Source organism: Pseudomonas cyclaminis (assembly GCF_015163715.1).
Taxonomy (GTDB): domain Bacteria; phylum Pseudomonadota; class Gammaproteobacteria; order Pseudomonadales; family Pseudomonadaceae; genus Aquipseudomonas; species Aquipseudomonas cyclaminis.
On sequence record NZ_JADDUM010000025.1, the window covers coordinates 36234 to 55963 of the forward strand.

The following is a 19730-nucleotide window of genomic DNA, read 5'->3' on the forward strand; positions in this document are numbered from 1 at the left end:
TGCACACCCTGGCGTTCAGTGCTGAGTCTTGTGATCCAGGGCCGCATAGAAATTGGCGCTTTGTTGCAGGTATTTCTGGGTATAGGCGCTGGTGCTCGACTGCTTGCCGCTGATGTCCACGCTGGCGGACGCGGGCAAGGCTACGGTGGCCGAAACAGCGGAGGCGGCGATGATCGGGAAGAGATTGAAGTTCATGTCGGTAACCCTTGTGTTCGTTTGGTTGGGTGGCCGGTGAAGGCCTTGGAACCCAACTTACGCCCGAGGGTTGAGCCTTAGAAATGCTTTGAAACACTAACCGCTATCAATACAATTAATAGAAAGGCTCAGGCCCCGCAATGCGGGGCCTGTGGCTTATTGACGCAGCAGGAACTTGAGGTCGCTAGGGGCATCAATCGGTAATTTCTGCACGGTTTTACCCAGCAGGCCGGTCTTGGGGTCACGTTCGACCACCACGATTTCATTGCTTTTCTGATTGGCAATCAGCAGGAACTTGCCACTCGGGTCCAGGCTGAATTCGCGCGGGTGGTCACCTTCCACGGAGCGACGCTGGACTTCCTTGAGGTGCGCGGTCGCCGGGTCGATGCTGAACACCAGCATCTGGTTGGCGGTGCCACGGTTGCTCACATACAGGAATTTGCCATCACCGGAGGCGTGCAGCGCCGCGCCCGCTTTGTCGGATACCGGTTGCCCGGCGGCGAACTCCACCAACTGGCTCTGCGTGAGCTTGCCGTCGTGGTAATCGTACACCGCGACCTGGGCGCTCATCTCGGTGGTCAGCCAGGCATGTTTGCCATCGCCGCTGAACAGCAAGTGACGCGGGCCGCTGCCAGGGGGCAACTGCACCGAGGCCGGATCGGCCGGGGTCAAGGGCAGTTCGTGGTTGGCCTTGGGGTCGTAGCGGTAGGCAAACAGCTTGTCCGCCCCCAGGTCCTGCACAAACACGTACTTGCCATCCGGCGACGACACCACCGAATGCACATGGTTGGAGGCCTGGCGCTCAGGGTTCACGCGACTGGCCGGGTGGCCGCTCAACTGCACCGGCGCCGACAGCTTGCCGGTGGCGTCCACCGGCAGAATCGCCAGGCTGCCGCCCGGATCTTCCAGCACCGAATAGTTGGCGACAAACAGGTAACGTCCGTCCCCGGCAACGCTGGAGTGCGTCGGCTCGTTACCCAGGCTCTGTACCTGGTTGATCAGGGTGAGCTGATGAGTCTTCGGATCAATGCTGTAGCTGCTGACCCGGCCTACAGCGTCCTTCTGGCCGGGGCCGTTTTCGTTGACCACAAACAGGTGCTTCTGGTCTTTGGAGACCGTCAGCCACGACGGGTTGGCAGCCTTGGCCGCCAGTACCGGCGGGCCCTGGAACTGGCCGGTGCGGCTGTCGAACTGCAGGCGGTAGATACCTTCGCTGGTGCCCGCGGTGTAGCTGCCGACCAGCAGTTCATAAGTGTCAGCCGGCGCAGCCTGCGCCGACATCGCACCCACGCTGCCCGCCATCAGCAGGGGCCAGAATTTACGCATCATCATGCTCGTCATCCTCGTCGTTATTGTTGCCGGTGAAAGCGCTCACACAGATCAGGCGGTGCTCGCCCGCGTCACCGGAGAGGGTCCAGCTTTGCAAGGTGTCATCGAAGGTCGCGGCCTGCACTTGGGCCAGGCTGAACGTCCACCGTTTCTCTGCACGGCCGTCCATGGCGGTGATCAGTAGCGTGTCTGCATTAAGCGTGAAGTCGAAGGCGTGCAGCCCATCGATTTCAAGCATATTGCTGTTTTGAAGGACGGTAGTCAGATTGTCGGCAGTCATCAGGGGCATTCATCAGTCAGAAAGACGCTGATGATAGGCCAATCCCACGCGTCTTTCCCGCCTCGCGTTGTCCAGCGGTAGCCAGCTACCGCCCTCCCCCGCGCACGACTGGCCATTCTTGGCCCTGCGCAGCCAGACGCTGGACGCTCCGTCCGGTGGTGACTCGGCTCGCCCGTACCGACCCAAAAAAGGATTTTTAGCCCTATGCAACCGCTACCCTCGGCGCCACTGGCCGCCAAAGCCGTCGCCCGGCAGTTTGCCAGCCGCCCAACCTTGGCCAGCGTCGTCCAGACGCTGCTGAACGGCGCCATTCGCGAGCGCTACCCCTCATTGACCATCGACCTGTCCCTGACGCACCTGGCGATTCCCCTGGCGACCAAAGGCTGGAAATTCCAGTCACTGATGGACGTCGTCCTGCAGTACCTGGGGAGCGACGGCCCGTTGGATTTCCGTGACCGCCATGACCTGTTCTATTACCTGTCCGATGAACTGCCCAAGCGCCTGACATTGGCGGGTGCCAGCCAGGAGAAACTGGACATGACGGTTATTGAAGGGCTGATCCGGGATTTGCCCTCGACACTGCCGATCGCCCTTCAGGACGCCGTGGCCGAGTACTGGAATCAAGACGCCGACAGCGGACTCAGCCGCTGGCAGTGGCTCAGCGATATGCTCCTGAGCACCCTGCGGGCCAGCACCCTGCGCCAGGCCGACCTGGATGAGTTCTCGCGGCAAACCCTCGACCAACTCATCGGCACACCGGACCGCGAACAACGCGTCGCCCGCTATGGCGACAACGCCGTGTTCGCCTACGGCTTGATGACGCAGATCGACAATGCCGGCCAGACCACCCGGCTGCTGTCGGAACACCTGCTGCTGACCCGCACCATCAACGGCACCGCCCCGGTGCTGCTGTGCACGCCGAGCGGGCGGGTTGAGCACTTCGTGTCCATGGATGCCTTCACCCAGGCGTGGGGCCAGCGCCTCGGCGCGCAGTATCAGGCGCAGACCCTCACCTGCAATCGTTACGAGCCCGAGGGCTCGATCTTCGATCATCAGGCAGCGAGCATTTTCAACCTGCAAATGGAAAACCTGGGGGCCCTGACATTACCGCTCGACCAGAGCCCGCAAACCCTGGAGACGCTGTACCAGGAGCTCACCGATCCGGGCCTGTATTTTCTCGATGCCCAAGACGGTCCGATTCATCTGCTCGATGCCGTACGCACGCGCCTGCCGGAGCCCTTGCGCAATGCCACTGCCGAAAACCGTGACCGCTATCGGCACTACAGCCTGGCGCTGGCGGCGGCCAAAAAACAGGCGGGTGGGCGAACATTCCTCAGCGGCATCGATGACCTGCATGCCTTCACCGTTCGGGCCTTGCAGCAGGCCATGGAACACGAAGCGAGCGCTGCCGGCGACACGCCCCTGCACCCCGATGATGTGGAACTGACTTTCGTGGTCGCCGCCGGCTACCCTGGCACCGCCGGCATTGTGGAGCGGGTTCGCATGAGCCTGACTGAACTGGCCATCAAGAACCTGGCTGGCCAGCCCAGCGGCACGATGTCGGTTGCCCATCGCTTGGGCACCGCTTTGCCGGCCTGGTTGACAGCCGCCTACATCAACGGCAGCGCCGGCCTGATTCAGCGGGTCAACATCGGCAAACAGTACCCGTTGCTGCTCAAGCAACAATTGCTCGGCGACACCCCCCCGCGCCCGTGAGCGCGAAACCCTGTTCGCCGCGCAACAGCCGCTGCAGTTGCCGTTGCAGGCCCTGGAACTGCATCTCAAGGGTGAATCGGGCATATCCCAACGCGGCGCGCAGATGGTCGCGGCCCTGATGCAGGTGGACCGTGCGAATCAGCAGGTCGACAACAAACCGGTGATGATTCGTCACCTGTCCCTCTCCCGCAGCCCGGATGCAAGCGCCGATGTGGTCAGCAACATGTACCTGATTGAATTTCAGGACTTGACCCATGGCCCTCACCTGCTCTATCGCCCCTTGTACTCCCAACCACTGCGCGAGTTCGCCAGCCGCACAGCGCTGTTCAACGCGATCGCGCAACCCGGCGAGTTGCAAACCAGCGTCCTGACCTGGCTGCCCGACATCGCCCGGCCGATCTACGACCACGGTGGTTTTCATGAACCCCATTACCTGCGCTTCGGTCAGGGCGATGAGTTCGCATCACGCCGCACACCGGCGCCCGCCACCCTCTCCAGCGACGGCGTCAACGCTGAACTTCACCAATGCCTGGTCACCGGGCGACTGATGTCTTATCTGTTCAGCGACAACGGCAGAGCCCTGGTGGAGCAGGCCGAGCGGGAATCTACGTCCAACAGTGAAAGCCGCTGGCAGGTGTTGATGGAAGGCAGCAGTTTGCTGTTTGGCGGCCTGTTGCAACCCTTGCTGCGTGGGCCGTCAATGATTGTGGGATGGCTGTTGACCCTGTTCGGCAACCTTAGCCGGGACATTCAACTGCTCGACAGCCAATCCCCCGAGTCCCGTGAACAAGCGGCTGTCGACCTGCTGCTGACCGTCGCGACGGCGTTGCTGGACTCCCCGGCCAACCTGGCTTCACGGCCCACGCTGGCGCCCACCATCCGTCAAAAGGCCCTGCGCCAGCCCGCACGGCGGCGCAACTCGGACCAATGGCCCGCACCGCCGCCGCCCCTGATTCGCCAAGGCACGGTGTCATTGCCCGGGGAACCGCCACAAGGCAGTCACACCGCCCTGGACTTCAGTTTTGCCCAGGCTCGTTATCGCCTGACACCGAGCCAACGCGCCAACCTCGCTACATTCAAGGTGCCCCTGCCTGCCGAGTTGCCACGACCGGTGCTGAACGGCCCGCGCAAGGGCTTGTATGTGATCGACAACCACTGGCATGCACGGGTTAATGGGGATCTGTTTCGGATCGACCTGGAAGAGGCTTTCAACGTACGAATCGTTGATCCTGCGGACACCACGCGACTGGGCCCCTATCTGCGCGGCAACGAGCAAGGCGTGTGGTCGATCGACATGCGGCTTCGTCTGCTGGGCGGTATGCCCCCCAAACGAATCGCTGCCGAGCGAGAGCGCAAGGCCCGGCGCATCAAAGAACTGACGGACGACTTTCAGCAGCTGTTCTCAAGTCAGGAGCAAGTCCAACAGGGCATAGACGCCGCCGAAGCGGCACAGAACGCTCCCAACCTCACGACCAGGCAAAAGGCAGACGCCCGCAAACACTACGATGCCACTCTGAAAGCCCAGACCGATGGATTTCAAAAGATCCTCGACAGCCTCAAGGAGCGTGATGAATTGAGGGCGCCGCTGCCGCCGAAAACGGTACTGACCCTGTTGGAAAACGCTATCAAGAATGCACGTAAACATGTGCTCTGCGCCGAGGACGACCGAACGGACCTCTATCGTCGCTACCAGGCCTTCACCATCGATGGCCCCGAATTGCACCGGGCAGTGCTCAGCAACCCGCAGGCGTATCGGCAGTTCATTGAGCAGGTGATCGAGATCAATGACCGCAGCATGCACTGGCTGGACCTCAAGGACCGCTACCTGGAGCACCTGTATGGCCTGGGCTCCGCCGGCAGGACCGCGTTCAATCGAATGATGGAGGGCCGCCCCAACGAACTCAACTCGCTGGCGCTCAAGGATTTGCAAATTCGCAGCGTCAAGCGGCTGATTGTCAAAGACTTCAAGCACCCGCTATTCCAGGCCTTCAATACCGTGGTCACACCGCTGCATGAGCATGTACGCACCCACGCTGAACTCAACAACCTGGAGCTGACGGCCAGTGAGCGCCTGAGCGTGCTGGAGAGCCTGGAGGAGCACTACGGTCGTGCACTCGACGCCTTGCAGGGGCTGGCGATTGTGGACGCTGACGTACTGGACCCGGTGTACAACACCAAGCTGCTGACGATAATCGAAGCGCTTTATCAGAACGTGAACCAGCGTTTGTCCAGGGAAGTCAAACCCGTCGCCCATACCAGCAGCCAACCGCCAAAGCAGCCGCAGGTCGTGGCTGGGCGACCGACGAAAAGAGTCATCAAGACCCGCCGCAAAGGCACCCTGATCGGCGAACTGCACCCTATTGGCAACGTCGAGGTGGTCGAGGTACGGGATGAAACCAATAACAAGGTGTTGTCGAGCTACTCACAGCAGGGCGATGTGTGGGTGGAGTATGTCGTGCAGGCACCGGTGCCGGCGGCGGCCGCCCCGCGAGCCTTGAGCCTGGTTAAGGGCGAAGCGCGCAAACTGCTGGCCATGCTGCAAGAGCATGTGCGCAGGGGTGAGCATTACAAGTCGATCAGCCGGCATCCGCTTGAGGTGCAGGAGGTCCTTGACTACGAAGCAACCCGCTACGACAAACTTGCCACTGAGTTGGAGCAGGCGATCCAGGCCCAGCCCGAAAGCGCAAGGACCGCCGCCGATCAGGCGCTGGCCAACGACATGCGCCAGGCCGGCGCCAGGCTGAACACCCTGGGCGCGAGCTTGCGCACCCAACTGTGCCTGGACCTGCCCCCCACCCACGCTAACCTTGAATACTTGCTCGATCGGCGCCAGGTGAATGTGGCTCGGTTGGGTGCACGCATTCAGTTGAGCGGTGACCGTCGGGACTTCATCCAGGAGTACGCGATCAATGACCCGAAGGGTAAGCCGGTGTGGTACGCGCACTTTCATTACCCGGCCATCGATACTCCAAACGCCGACTACACCGCTGCGCACTTGAAGACCCGCGAGCAGCGCAAGCAGAGTTATTACTCGCTGTTGGCCAAGGCCGAGAGTTCGCAGGCGGTGGTTGACGTGCACCGGGGGATGATTGGCAAGGCGTTGGCGCAGCGTTGGTTTTTGTCGTTCGGGGAGTGAGGGGGCGCCTGGGGTCAAGATCGACAGCAGGCGCCACCACGCATTTCACATCAGTGGGCAAACAACGAGTTGCCCTTCTGCCCTGCCAGCTTCTCGGGTTTGATCAGGAACCTTGCCAGCGCCGGCAGCAGCCACAGTGCGCCGAACATGTTCCACAGCAACATGAAGGTCAGCATCAGGCCCATGTCGGCCTGGAACTTGATGGCCGAGAAGATCCAGGTGCACACGCCGATTGCCAGGCACAGGCCGGTGAACAGTACGGCTTTACCGGTGGACTTGAGTGTCTGGTAATAGGCTTCCTGCAATGGCAGGCCCGCACGCAGGAAGCTTTCCAGGCGGCTGTAGATGTAGATGCCGTAGTCCACGCCAATCCCCACACCCAATGCCACTACCGGCAGGGTCGCGACCTTGACGCCGATGCCCATGAACGCCATCAGCGCGTTGCCCAGCACCGAGGTAAGCACCAGCGGCAACACGATGCACAGGGTCGCGGCCCAGGAACGGAAGGTGATCATGCACATGGTCGCTACGCACAGGTACACCAGGATCAGGATGGTCAGTTCCGACTCTTTGATCACCTCGTTGGTCGCAGCTTCGATCCCGGCGTTACCGGCGGCGAGGATGAATTCCAGGCCGTCCTTGTTGTTTTCCTTGGCGAAGTCCTGCACCGCATGCACGGCGCGATCAAGGGTTTCGGCCTTGTGGTCGTTGAGGAACACCAGCACCGGCGCCAGGGAACAGTTGTTGTTGTACAGGCCGTCGGCGCGGGCGATGGAGTTGTTCAGCACATCCGGGTTGCGCGACAGGGTTTCCCACTTCAGGTTGCCCTCGTTCATGCCCTTGATCATCTGCTTGGACACGGTCACCAGCGAGATCGCCGACTGCACTCCCTCGGTGTTCTGCATCTTCCACATCAACTGGTCGATGGGCGCCATGGCTTCATAGCGCGAGCAGCCTTCAGCCTTGGTCTTGACCATCACCACCAGCACGTCGGAGCTGGTGGAGTAGTTGCTGATAATGAAGTTGTTGTCTTTGTTATAGCGCGAGTCCGGGCGCAGCTCCGGTGCGCCTTGGTCCAAGTCACCGATCTTGAGGTTCTGGCTGTACCAGAGGCCGCCGCCAAAGGCGACCAACGCCAGCAACACCGAGACGGGTGCGACTTTGGCGCTGGCGAATCTGGACAACAGGCGCCAGAACGGATGTTCGCGGTTTGCGTCCTTTTTGCTCTTGGCGATGGCGCGCTTGCTGATGCCGACATAGGAAATCGCCACCGGCAGCAGGATCAGGTTGGTGAACACGATCACCGCCACGCCGATGGACGCGCCGATGGCCAGTTCACGGATCACACCGATGTCGATGATCAACAGCGTAATGAACCCGACCGCATCCGCCAGGATCGCGATCATCCCCGGCAGGAACAGTTGCCGGAAGGTGCGCCGGGCGCGGTCAACGCGTTATCCGCCTCGCTGGACTGCAGGGCGATACCGTTGATCTTCTGCACACCGTGGGAGATACCGATGGCGAAGATCAGGAACGGCACCAGCATCGAATACGGGTCCAGCCCGAAGCCGAAGAAGTGCATCAGCCCCAGTTGCCAGACCACCGCCACCAGGGTGGTGCTCAATACCGCGATGGTGCTGCGCAGGCAGTTGGTGAACCACAGCAGCAGGACCAGGGTGATGACGAACGCGATGCCGAAGAACAGCACCACCATCACCAGGCCGTCGATCAGGTCGCCGACCTTCTTGGCAAAGCCGACGATGTGGATCTTGACGTTGGGGTTCTGCGCCTCGAACTTGTCGCGGATCTTGTCTTCGAGTTCATGGGAAAACTTGCGGTAATCCAGGGCCAGCAATTTGCCCTGGTCCTGCGGGTCCGGGTAGGACTCCAGCAGTGGGATATCGACGATGCTCGACTTGAAATCGTTGGCTACCAGGCGCCCGACCTGGCCGGACTTGAGCACGTTGTTGCGCAGTTGATCGAGGCTTTGCGCCGAGCCGTTGTAGCTTTGCGGGATCACTTCACCGCCGGCGAAGCCTTCTTCGGTCACTTCGGTCCAGCGTACGCTGGGGCTCCATAGCGACTTGAGGCCCGAGCGGTCGACGCCGGAGATGTAGAACACCTCGTCGTTGATCTGGCGCAGGGTTTCCATGTAGTCCTTCGTAAAGATGTCGCCGTCCTTGGCCTCCACCGAGATGCGCACCGTGTTGCCCAGGTTGGCCAGGTCGTTGCGGTGTTCCATCATCTTTTCGATGAAGGGATGCTTGAGGGGGATCATCTTTTCAAAGCTGGTGGACGGGCGAATCAGGGTCGCCTGCCAGAACAGGAACACGCTTACCAACAGGCAGATCACGATCACTGCCGGGCGGTTGTTGAAGATCAGGCGCTCAAGAAAGGTCGCTTTATCGTTGTGATGACTGCTCATTCTGTCCCCGCCTTCTTATTGTTTTACGAGCTCAGCGCCAGTCGGCGTCGATACACGAACGCCACCCTGCCCGGCCAGAATCAAGTTGCCATTGCCCGCCGCCGTGACCGACGACAGTGAAATACGGTCCGGGCGGTTGAACACGCTGAAGGTCTGGCCATCGTCGTGGCTGACCACCACGCTGCCGCCGTTGCCGACCACCACGATTGAGCCGTCCTGCAGCAAGGTCGCGCCCGACAAACCGAACTCCAGGGCGCCACGGGTGGCGTTCAACTCGACCTGCTCCCAGGTGCTGCCGAAGTCGGTGGAACGGTAGAGGTTGCCGCGCAGGCCGTACGCCAAGAGGGTTTGCGGTTGGGCGGTGCTGATCACGCCGAACAGCGAACCCTCGTAAGGGCCTTCGAGTTTTTCCCAGGTCTGGCCGTCATCGCTGGAGCGGAACATGCTGCCCTGCTCGCCGACGATAAACAGGCCGGCGTCCTTGATGTGGGCGATGGCGTTGAGGTGGTATTGGTCTTCGTTGTCGAGGCGGTCGCTGACGTCTGCCCAGGTTTTGCCGCCGTCAGTGGTTTCGATCAGCGCACCGTAGGCGCCCACGGCCAGGCCGTGGTTGGCGTCGTTGAACCACACATCGAGGAGCGGCGCTTCGCGCTTGAGGTCCTGGTATTGCTGGGTCCACGTGATGCCGCCGTCGGAACTGGCGAGGATCTGCGCATCGTGGCCGACCGCCCAGCCTTGTTTGTCGTCAACGAAAAACACCGCCGTGAGCAACTGGCGGGTGGGGACTTTGGCTTGGGTCCAGGTTGCGCCCTGGTCATCGGAATAGAGGATGTGCCCGCGATCACCGACGGCGACCAGGCGCTTGCCGGCCTGCACCACGTCGATCATCAGGCCTTTGGCGGCCTTGGGGGACTCAATCGCAAACGCAGGCGCTGCGGGGGTATCGCCGGCTGCCAGCACCGGTGTCGTCAACGCGGCACCGGCCAGCAACGAGAGCGCTGTGGCCAGCAACGCAACCCTGCGTGCGGCGCGTGGGCGGCAAACAACCCAACCCATGACAGGCTCACTCATAGACCTTTCTCCCATTTATTATTGTTAGGTCTTGCCTTCCCGGGCTCTGAAACCTGCAATCTAGAGCGCCTGAAGGAAGCAGGGGCCATCCTATCGGGCTTTGGAATCGTCTGACAATCGGCGCTACGTTATCTTTTGTTAACTGGCGGCTTTTGGCCACGTGGTGAATATAGCTGCATTCGCCGGGGTGATTGCCGCAGCGATAATGAATTTTTATTCCATCTATTGAATTATGGGAATTTTTATTCCATTAATACACTTCCTGAAAACAATAATCCAAAGGACCACGGCTATGCGTGAACTCGGAATCGGCTTGATCGGCACAGGCTTCATGGGCCGCGCCCACGCCTTGGCGTTCAACAATGCCCGGGCGGTGTTCGAACTGCCAGTCACCCTGAAGCTGGCCGCCCTGGCCGATGCCGACACCGAACGCGCCCAGCGCTGCGCCACGGCCTGGGGGTTTGCCCAGGCCCATGGCGACTGGCAGGCGCTGATCAACGACCCCAACGTCGACGTCGTGGCTATTACCACCCCCAACCACCTGCACTACCCGATGGCCATGGCCGCGATTGCCGCCGGCAAGGCGGTGTACTGCGAAAAACCCCTGGCCGTGAGCCTGGAACAGGCCGACGCCATGCGCCGCGCCGCCAGTGACGCCGGGGTGGTCACGCGGGTCGGCTACAACTATCAGCACAACCCGATGATCACCCTGGCGCGGCAACTGATTGCCAGCGGCGAGTTGGGTGAACTCATCAGTTTCCAGGGCGAGTTCAGCGAAGACTTTATGGCTGATCCCGCGTCACCGTGGTCCTGGCGCTGCGAAGTGGAACATGCCGGCGGCGCCCTCGCCGACCTGGGCAGCCACTTGCTGTCGATGGCGCGCTATCTGGTCGGGGATGTGCTCAGCGTCTGCGCCGATACCCAGACCGTCCACGCTCAACGCCCAGCCGTAAAAGGCAGCAACGCGCTCAAACCTATCGCCGTGGATGACCAGGTACACGCCCTGCTGCGTTTCGCCAATGGCGCACGCGGGACGGTGAGCAGCAGTTGGCTCAAGCATGGCTACAAGAACCACCTGAGTTTTGAAATCAGCGGGACCCAAGGCACCTTGGCGTTCGACCAGGAACGCTTGAATGAACTGCGCCTGTGCCGCGTCGGCCAGGACGGCTTCCAGCGCCTGCTGGCCGGCCCGGCCCTGCCCGGTTATGCGGCGTTCAGCCCGGCGGCGGGACACCAGTTGGGCTACAACGAGTTGAAGACCCTGGAAGTACAGGAATTGATCATGGCGGTGGCTGGCCAGGGTGCGGATGGCACTGACTTTGAAGCGGCATGGGAGGTTGAGCGGCTGGCGACGGCGATTCGCGTGGCGGCCGTCGAGGAGCGCTGGGTAAAAGTGGGCACGGTTTGAAAATGTGGGAGGGGGCTTGCCCCCGATAGCGGAGTGTCAGCCAGTATATTTTTAGCTGATGCACCGCTATCGGAGGCAAGCCTCCTCCCACATTTGGATCACGTGCACATTTAAATCAGCGCAACGCCCGGCGCAGCACCTTGCCCACGGTGGTCTTGGGCAACTCCTCAGTACGGAACTCCACATACCGAGGCAATTTGTACCCCGTCAGGTACTCCCGGCAATGGGCAAGGATCTGCTCCTGAGTCAGGTTCGGGTCCTTGCGCACCACGATGATCTTCACCTTCTCGCCAGTCACCGCGTCTTCCACCCCAATCGCCGCGACTTCCCCTACCCCTGGGTGCAGCGCGACCACGTCTTCGATTTCATTGGGGTACACGTTGAAACCCGACACCAGGATCATGTCCTTCTTGCGGTCCACCAGGCGGATATACCCGCGCTGGTCCATCACGCCGATATCACCGGTGGACAACCACCCCTGCGCATCCAGCACTTCAGCGGTGGCCTCCGGGCGTTTCCAGTAGCCCTGCATCACCTGCGGGCCACGCACCTGCAGTTCGCCCTGTTCGCCGATATCCGCCAGCGCGCCGTCCTCACGCACAAAACGCACCCAGGTCGACGGCAACGGCACGCCGATGCTGCCGGTGAATTCCATCTCGCGCATGCGGGCGATATCGATGGGGCTGATGCTCACCACCGGCGAGCACTCGGTCAGGCCATACCCCTCGATGATCGGCAGCCCGGTGACTTCCTTCCAGCGCTTGGCCACCGCGGTATGGGTGGCCATGCCGCCGGCAATCACCATGCGCAGGTCGGAAAAGTCCCGCGCACAGAACTCTTTGTTTTCCAGCAAACCGTTAAACAGTGTGTTGACCCCGGCAATGCCGTTGAAGCGTTCCTTGCGCAGGATCATCTGCACCCGCTTCACGTCCCGTGGGTTGGCGATAAGGATGTTGCGCCCGCCCAGGCACATGAACATCAGGCAATTCACCGTCAGGGAAAAGATGTGGTACAGCGGCAGCAACGTGACGTTGGTTTCCTGCTTGTCCTGGTCCAGTTGATCACCGACCCACGCCTTAGCCTGCAACAGGTTGGCGATGATATTGCGGTGGCTGAGCATCACGCCCTTGGCATCGCCCGTGGTGCCGCCGGTGTATTGCAGGAAGGCCAGGTCATCCAGGACCATGCTCACCGGGAAGTGGTTGAGCGCCCGCCCGTGTTTCAACACCTGATTGAAACGCACTGAACCTGGCAGCATGAACGCCGGCACCTGCTTTTGCACGCGGCGCAGGATGAAGTTCATCGCCGCGCCCTTGAAGGTGCCGAGCAGATCGCCGATAGCCGCGATCACCACGCGCTTGACGCTGCTGCCGGCCACGACTTTCTCCAGGGTGTGGGCGAAGTTTTCAAAGATCACCACGGTCTCGGCGCCGCTGTCCTTGAGCAGGTGCTTGAGTTCGTGGGCGGTGTACAGCGGGTTGACGTTGACCACCACCGCACCGGCCAGGAGCGTACCCAGCAGGCAGATCGGGTACTGCAAGCAATTGGGCATCATCAGCGCCACACGGTCGCCCGGTTGCACACCCTGGCCCTGGAGCCAGGCGGCGAACGCAACGCCTTGGACCTTCCAGTCGGCGTAGGTCATTTCGGTGCCGATGCTGACATAGGCTACGCGCTCACGGAATTTTTCCAGGTGCTCCAGGAATACTTCCCGCAGCGACGGGTAATCCTCAATGGCGGCATCGATGTCTGCCGGGACGCCGGGCAGGTAGGCGTTCAACCAAACCCGTTCGGTGTGTTCCTGGCTGATAGCGTTCATGGCAGTCTCCTTGTTGTTATTTTGGGTAGCGCTACTTTTCCACAATGGCGGTAATGCCCAGCCCGCCCGCCGCACAGATCGAGATCAACCCGCGCCCGCCACCGCGCTCATGGATGGCCTTGGCCAGCGCCGCCAATTGCCGGCCACCGGTGGCAGCAAACGGATGGCCGCAGCCGAGTGAGCCGCCGTTGACGTTCATTTTCGCCCGGTCGATGGCGCCCAACGGCGCGTCCAGGCCCAACCGTTCGCGGCAATAGTCCGCGTCTTCCCAGGCCTTGAGGGTGCACAGCACCTGGGCGGCAAAGGCTTCATGGATCTCGAAGAAATCGAAGTCGGCGAAACTCAAGCCTTCACGCTTGAGCATGCGCGGCACGGCGTAGGCCGGGGCCATCAGCAGGCCTTCGGTGCCGTCGACAAAATTCACCGCAGCCGTTTCGCCGGTGCGCAGGTAGGCCAGCACCGGCCAGCCGTTGGCAGCCGCCCATTCCTCACTGGCCAGCAGCACCACCGAGGCGCCATCGGTCAGGGGCGTGGAATTGCCTGCGGTGAGGGTGCCGTTCTGGCGGTCATAGGCGGGGGCCAGACCGGCGAGTTTTTCCAGGCTGGCGTCGGCCCGCAGGTTGTTGTCCCGGGCCAGGCCGCGATGGGGGCTGATCAGGTCGTCGAAGAAACCACGTGTGTAGGCCGCGTCCAGGCGCTGATGGCTGGTGAGGGTCAGTTCATCCTGGGCCAGCCGCTTGATCTGCCAGCGCTTGGCCATTTCTTCGCAGTGCTCGCCCATGGATAACCCGGTGCGCGGTTCGCCATTGCGCGGTAGCAGGGGTTTGAAAAACATGGACGGCCGCACCTTGAGCAACGTCCTCAATTTTTCGCCCAGGCCCTTGGCGCGGTTGGCCGCGAGCAAGGTATGGCGCAGGGATTCGTTGATGCCGATCGGCGCGTCGGAGGTGGTGTCGGCGCCCCCGGCAATGCCCACTTCGATCTGGCCCAGGGCGATTTTATTCGCCACCAGCAAGGCCGCTTCCAGGCCGGTGCCACAGGCTTGTTGCAGATCGTAGGCCGGGGTCTGCGCAGACAGCGTGGTCGATAGCAGCGACTCACGCGCCAGGTTGAAATCCCGCGAGTGCTTGATCACCGCGCCGGCAGCAAACTCGCCCAGGCGTTGGCCGTGCAGGTTGTAACGGTCGATCAGGCCTTGCAGCGCCGCGACCAGCAGGTCCTGGTTGCTGTCGTGGGCGTACACCGTGTTGGAACGGGCAAAAGGGATGCGGTTGCCGCCGATGATCGCCACGCGGCGGGTCGGGGCCGGATTGAAGCTGTAGTCACTCATGTATGGCTCTCATTCCAGACAAATAGCCCGCGCATATGGGGTTTGTCGCCGGCAAAATTGCGCACTTCGAACTCACGGCGCGGCCGCTCGCGGGGTGGTTCCACAGGGCGACCTGGCCGGGCAGGAAAATCGGCAACTTGAAGTCGCAATGGGCTTCGGCCTGAGCCAAGCCACCAGGCGGTTGCTGGGCGGCCAGGGCGCGGCCCAAGGTCCACATGCCGTGGGCGATGGCGCGGCGAAAACCGAAGAGTTTCGCGCCGATCACCGAGGTGTGAATCGGGTTGAAGTCCCCCGAGACCTTGGCGAAGCGCCGGCCCAGGTCGGCGGGCAATACCCAGCGTTGGGTGCGCAACAGGCCGTGTTCCTGCAACGGCAACGCGTCGGCCCAAGGCTCGCCGACCGGGTCCTTGACGTCGCGGCGCAGGTACAGGCTGTCGCTTTCCCAGGCCAGGGTGCCGGCGCAGTAGGCGCGGGTGGCGATGCTCAGCGCCTGGCCCTTGGGATGGGCGACCCAGCGTTCGGCATACACCTCCAGGCGCAAGGCCTGGCCTTCGTGCAGGCGTTGGTGCTGACGGATGCGATTGGCCAGGTGCACCATGCCGCTGGCCGGGTACGGGAAGCTCGGTCGGGTCAGCAGCATCAGGTGCAAAGGGAACGCCAGCACGTGGGGATAGGACAGCGGCACGCCCTGCTCTCGACGAAAACCGCAGGCACGGCCATAGGCGGCAATGCCGCTGGCGGACAACTCCACCGCCGAACGCACCAGGCGCGCCTTGGGCAGCAGCGGTTCGCCGTCGAGCTTGGGCTTGCGCAAGGCACGCACGCCGTCCAACAGCAGTTGGGTGCGCGAGGGCGGCGGGTCGACAATCTGGGTCAGGTAGTCCATGGCTCAGGCTCCCAGCAGACTTTGGCCACACACGCGTACGACTTGGCCGTTGACGCCGCCCGAGGCCGGGTGCGCCAGCCAGGCGATGGTCTCGGCCACATCGATGGGCTGCCCGCCCTGGCTCATGGAATTCATGCGCCGCCCTGCTTCGCGAATCATCAGCGGGATCTTCGCGGTCATCTGGGTCTCGATAAACCCCGGCGCCACCGCATTCACCGTCACCTGCTGCCTGGCGGCGCGTGGCGCGAGGCCTTGCACCAGGCCGATCACGCCGGCCTTGGAGGTGGCGTAGTTGCTTTGGCCGAGGTTGCCGGCAATCCCGGAAATCGATGACACACACACGATGCGACCACCGGGGTTAAGCCCCTGGTTTTCCAGCAGTGCGTTGCTCAGGTGCACCGGTGCGTCAAGGTTGACCGCCAGCACGCTGCGCCAGGCCGCTTCGGGCATTTTGGCGATGGTCTTGTCGCGAGTAATGCCTGCGTTGTGCACTACCACATCAAACGCGCCGTACTGGCTGACATGGGCCAGCAAAGACGAGGCGGCATCCGCTGCGGTGATGTCCAGGGACAACGCAGAACCACCGACGCTGGCGGCGGCCTGCTCCAACGATTGCTGAGCCTGGGGCACGTCCACGCACACCACATGGGCGCCATCACGGGCCAACACCTGGGCGATGGCCAGACCGATGCCGCGGGACGCGCCGGTGACCAATGCACGTCGGCCGGCGAAGGGCTTTTCCCAGTTGACACCAGGGTTGCCGTCCACCGGTTTGTGCAGCCGTACCACTTGCCCCGACACATAGGCCGAACGACGCGACAGGAAGAAACCCAGGCTGCTGTCCAACGCGTCTTCGGCCCCCGGCGCCACATACAGCAGTTGCACGGTGATCGCCCGCCGCAGCTCCTTGGCCAGCGAACGCACCAGGCCTTCGAGGGCACGCTGGGCGATGGCCTGGGGCAAATCCTGGCAATGTTCCGGCGCGGTGCCGAGCACCACCACGCGGCCATGTTGGCCGAGGCGTTTGGCGTTGGCGTGAAAAAAACCGTAGAGCTCGTCCAATTGTTGCAGGTCAGCCACGGCGCTGGCATCGAACACCGCGCCCTGCACCTTGACCGTCGAGGGCGACTTGAGCGTGGCCGGGGTGGCGGCAACAGTATCGGTGCTGCTGAAGAAGCGTTGCACCTGAGCGGTCAGGCGCCCTGCCCCGGCAATCATCACCGGGTTGGCCAGCCCCTGTTGGCCGCTGCGATGGCGTTGCAGGGCCAAGGGTTGCGGCAAGCCGACCGCCTGGGCCAGGCGCCGGCCCCAGGGGGAATTGACGAACGATAGGTAGCTGTCACTCATAGATAGATCCACTCACAACACAGGTCCCTGTGGGAAGGGGGCAAGCCCCCTCCCACACTGACCGCGTTTTTTTTAGTTGACCGAGGCGTTTTCGCCTTGGCTGCTGCGGCGTTTGGGGGCTGGCTCCAGCGCCTGTTTGCGCTGCTGCAACGCCTCCAGCAAACCGAAGTCCTGGGGGAAGTCATCCACCTGGATGCCGTGGTCGGCGTATTCCACGTAGCGGCCGAGCAAGGCGTCTTCGTCGTCGCTGATCAAGTCCAGCGCCCTGGCCTTGACGCGCCAGGTGGTAAAGGCTGTGGCGGAGATCGGCATGGGTTCGAGCACGCCTTGCTTGATTGCAGGCTTGAGTCGGGCCTCGATCAACTCCACTTGCGGCAGCAGACGGAAGCCCAACTCGCCGTACGCCAGCTTGTCGATTTCCGGCCGTGGAATGTAGGAATTGGCCAGCAACCGGTCGCGGGTTTCACCCGGTGTCTGCACCACATCGGCCACCTGGGCCAGCAGGCGATCCGAAGGCTTGCGCAGCGGGATGCCGAACGGAAAGCTCAGGCCGCGGACCACTGCGGCGGCGGCTTTCGAGGGGTAGTTAGCCAGCACTTCAGCGAGGGCTTCATGGGCACGCAACAGCGCGTCCTGGGCCGACCAATGCACCAGCGGCAGGTCTGCCTGGGCCGGCCATCATCCTCGAAGCGCTTGAGCACGCAGGACAAGATGTACAGCTGCGACAGAATATCCCCCAGACGCCCGGTGATACTTTCCTTGCGCTTGAGGGCCCCTCCCAGCACGCCCATGGAAATGTCCGAGATCAACGCCAACACCACCGACAGACGATTGGCCTGGCGGTAGTAGGACGCCAGCACGGGCTCGGTCTTGGCCGGTGCGGAAATCAGCCGGCCGCCGGTCAGCGCATGCACCACCGCACGTACGGTGTTGGCCAGCACGAAACTCACGTGGCCGAACATCGCCGTGTCAAAGTCTTCCAGCGCCTTGCGCCGGTCCGGGTTGCGCGCCGCTTCCATCTCGCGGAACACATAAGGATGGCAGCGGATCAGGCCCTGGCCAAAGATGATCAGGCAGCGGGTCATGATGTTCGCGCCTTCCACCGTGATGGCGATGGGGCTTTGCTGGTAGGCGCGGGCCAGGAAGTTGTTGGGGCCCATGCAGATGCCCTTGCCGGCGACGATGTCCATGCCGTCGTTGACGATGATTCGTGCGCGCTCGGTAACGTGGTATTTGGCGATGGCCGAAATCACCGACGGTTTTTCGCCGGCATCCAGGGAGGCCACCGACACCTTGCGCACCGCATCGCAGGCATACAAATGCCCAGCCATGCGCGCCAGCGGTGCCTGCACCCCTTCGAACTTGCCGATGGGCAGGCCGAACTGCTTGCGCATCGCGGCATATGCCGTGGTGCCACGCACCGCAACCTTGCCCAGGCCGACGTTGGCCGAAGGCAAGGAAATGGCGCGGCCAGCGGCCAGACATTCCATCAGCATGCGCCAGCCATTGCCGACTTGCTCGCGGCCGCCGATCACCCATTCCAGTGGGATGAATACGTCCTTGCCGGTGGTCGGGCCGTTCTGGAACACGGCGTTAAGCGGCCAATGGCGACGACCGCTGTTCACGCCGGGATGGGACGTCGGGATCAGCGCGCAGGTGATCCCCAGCGAATCTTTCGCGCCCAGCAAGCCGTCCGGATCTTCGGCACGAAACGCCAGGCCCAGCACGGTGGCAATCGGACCGAGGGTGATATAGCGCTTGTCCCAGGTCACTTTGAAACCGAGCACTTCCTCGCCCTCATGCACGCCTTTGCAGACGATGCCCAAATCGGGAATCGCCCCGGCATCCGAGCCGGCATACGGGCTGGTAAGCGCAAAACACGGGATGTCTTCGCCACGGGCCAGGCGCGGCAGGTAGTAATTGCGCTGGGCATCGGTGCCGTAATGCAGCAGGAGTTCGGCCGGGCCCAGTGAGTTGGGCACCATCACCGAAATCGCCGCCGCCGAGCAGCGCGTCGACAGCTTCATCACCACTTGCGAGTGGGCATAGTGGGAGAAACCTTTGCCGCCGTACTGCTTGGGAATGATCATGCCGAGGAAACCGGCATCCTTGGTGTACTGCCAGCCTTCGGGGGACATGTCCTGCCAGACCTGGGTGGTTTCCCAGTCGTTGGCGATGTCGCAGAGGGTTTCCACTTCATTGTCGAGGAAGGCTTGCTCCTCGGCGCTCAGGCTGGCCGGCGCGGCTTGCAGCAGGCGCTGCCAGTCGGGTTTGCCGCTGAACAACTCGGCGTCCCACCACACGGTGCCGGACTCGATGGCCGCACGCTCGGTGTCGGACATGGCCGGCATGATCGTGCGAAACAGGCCAAGGGCCTTGCCGGTGAGCAAGGTGCGGCGCAGCGGCTTGATCGTCATCAGCAGCGCTGGCGCGATGACCAGCAGCGCCGCGACGGTAAGGCCGAACGCAGCAACCACATTGAGCAGATAACCCATTGCCAGCCAGACCAGGCCTACGCCCAGCCACAACGTGGCGGCAGCTTGTCGATACGCCAGGGCAATCGCTGCTGCGAAACCCACCAATAACCAGATAACCATGGGGATACCTCTACTCGATTCAGGGTACGGCTACGACGCGCCAACTCGTGAATGGGCTGACGCGTAAAGCCACACTACAAACTTGGAAACGCAAATTCAAATTTTGTTTTGAAATTTTTATTTAATGCTTGGGCGAAAAAACAGCGACTGAACGCGTCAGCCGAATCAATGCATATTGAACGAATATCGGA

General features: G+C 62.2%; 10 protein-coding genes and 3 pseudogenes. 3 read left to right on the plus strand and 10 right to left on the minus strand.

Annotated elements, in window-relative coordinates:
• Positions 1-15: 15 nt before the first annotated feature.
• From IQK56_RS03210 to IQK56_RS03220, 3 genes are all read right to left on the minus strand, one after another.
• Positions 16-195: a hypothetical protein gene (locus IQK56_RS03210; RefSeq protein WP_122307088.1), complete on the minus strand. Its 180-nt coding sequence runs from the start codon at positions 193-195 to the stop codon at positions 16-18.
• Between the two features lie 156 nt (positions 196-351).
• Entirely contained in the window at positions 352-1527 is a 1176-nt protein-coding gene (locus tag IQK56_RS03215; RefSeq protein ID WP_150760680.1) for a lactonase family protein, read from the minus strand.
• On the minus strand, positions 1514-1804 hold the full coding sequence (locus IQK56_RS03220; protein WP_193863703.1) for a DUF5629 family protein: 291 nt from the start codon (positions 1802-1804) through the stop codon (positions 1514-1516). Before IQK56_RS03220 ends, IQK56_RS03215 begins: the two co-directional genes overlap by 14 nt.
• 204 nt (positions 1805-2008) lie before the next feature.
• Between IQK56_RS03220 and IQK56_RS03225 the strand changes: the two genes are divergently transcribed.
• Entirely contained in the window at positions 2009-3520 is a 1512-nt protein-coding gene (locus IQK56_RS03225; protein ID WP_193901532.1) for a hypothetical protein, read from the plus strand.
• A gap of 10 nt (positions 3521-3530) precedes the next feature.
• Positions 3531-6656: a dermonecrotic toxin domain-containing protein gene (locus IQK56_RS03230; protein ID WP_341869479.1), complete on the plus strand. Its 3126-nt coding sequence runs from the start codon at positions 3531-3533 to the stop codon at positions 6654-6656.
• Between the two features lie 50 nt (positions 6657-6706).
• On the opposite strand, the pseudogene IQK56_RS03235 reads toward IQK56_RS03230, so the two are convergent.
• Together IQK56_RS03235 and IQK56_RS03240 are read right to left on the minus strand one after the other, a co-directional pair.
• A pseudogene (locus tag IQK56_RS03235) lies at positions 6707-9081 on the minus strand (efflux RND transporter permease subunit).
• A 15-nt stretch (positions 9082-9096) separates the two neighbouring features.
• The gene (locus tag IQK56_RS03240) at positions 9097-10137 is read right to left on the minus strand and encodes a WD40/YVTN/BNR-like repeat-containing protein (RefSeq protein WP_193863727.1); all 1041 of its coding nucleotides are present in this window, start codon (positions 10135-10137) and stop codon (positions 9097-9099) included.
• A gap of 307 nt (positions 10138-10444) precedes the next feature.
• Here IQK56_RS03240 and IQK56_RS03245 point away from each other — a divergent pair, with 307 nt between their 5' ends.
• Positions 10445-11560, plus strand: coding sequence for a Gfo/Idh/MocA family protein (locus tag IQK56_RS03245; RefSeq protein WP_122308532.1), 1116 nt, complete (start codon positions 10445-10447; stop codon positions 11558-11560).
• Positions 11561-11675: 115 nt separating this feature from the next.
• Here IQK56_RS03245 and IQK56_RS03250 read toward each other — a convergent pair whose 3' ends face one another.
• The 5 genes and pseudogenes from IQK56_RS03250 to IQK56_RS03270 form a co-directional block, all read right to left on the minus strand.
• Positions 11676-13379 (minus strand): AMP-binding protein, encoded by a 1704-nt coding sequence (locus IQK56_RS03250; RefSeq protein ID WP_193863707.1) that lies wholly within the window; start codon positions 13377-13379, stop codon positions 11676-11678.
• A gap of 31 nt (positions 13380-13410) precedes the next feature.
• The gene (locus tag IQK56_RS03255; RefSeq protein ID WP_150760682.1) at positions 13411-14709 is read right to left on the minus strand and encodes an acetyl-CoA C-acetyltransferase; all 1299 of its coding nucleotides are present in this window, start codon (positions 14707-14709) and stop codon (positions 13411-13413) included.
• Positions 14706-15595, minus strand: a pseudogene (locus IQK56_RS03260) (MaoC family dehydratase). The gene IQK56_RS03255 and the pseudogene IQK56_RS03260 overlap by 4 nt, the downstream one beginning before the upstream one ends.
• 3 nt (positions 15596-15598) lie before the next feature.
• Positions 15599-16942, minus strand: a complete 1344-nt coding sequence (locus IQK56_RS03265) for a 3-oxoacyl-ACP reductase (protein WP_193863708.1) — start codon at positions 16940-16942, stop codon at positions 15599-15601.
• A gap of 72 nt (positions 16943-17014) precedes the next feature.
• Positions 17015-19539: pseudogene (locus IQK56_RS03270) on the minus strand (acyl-CoA dehydrogenase).
• Positions 19540-19730 lie beyond the last annotated feature (191 nt).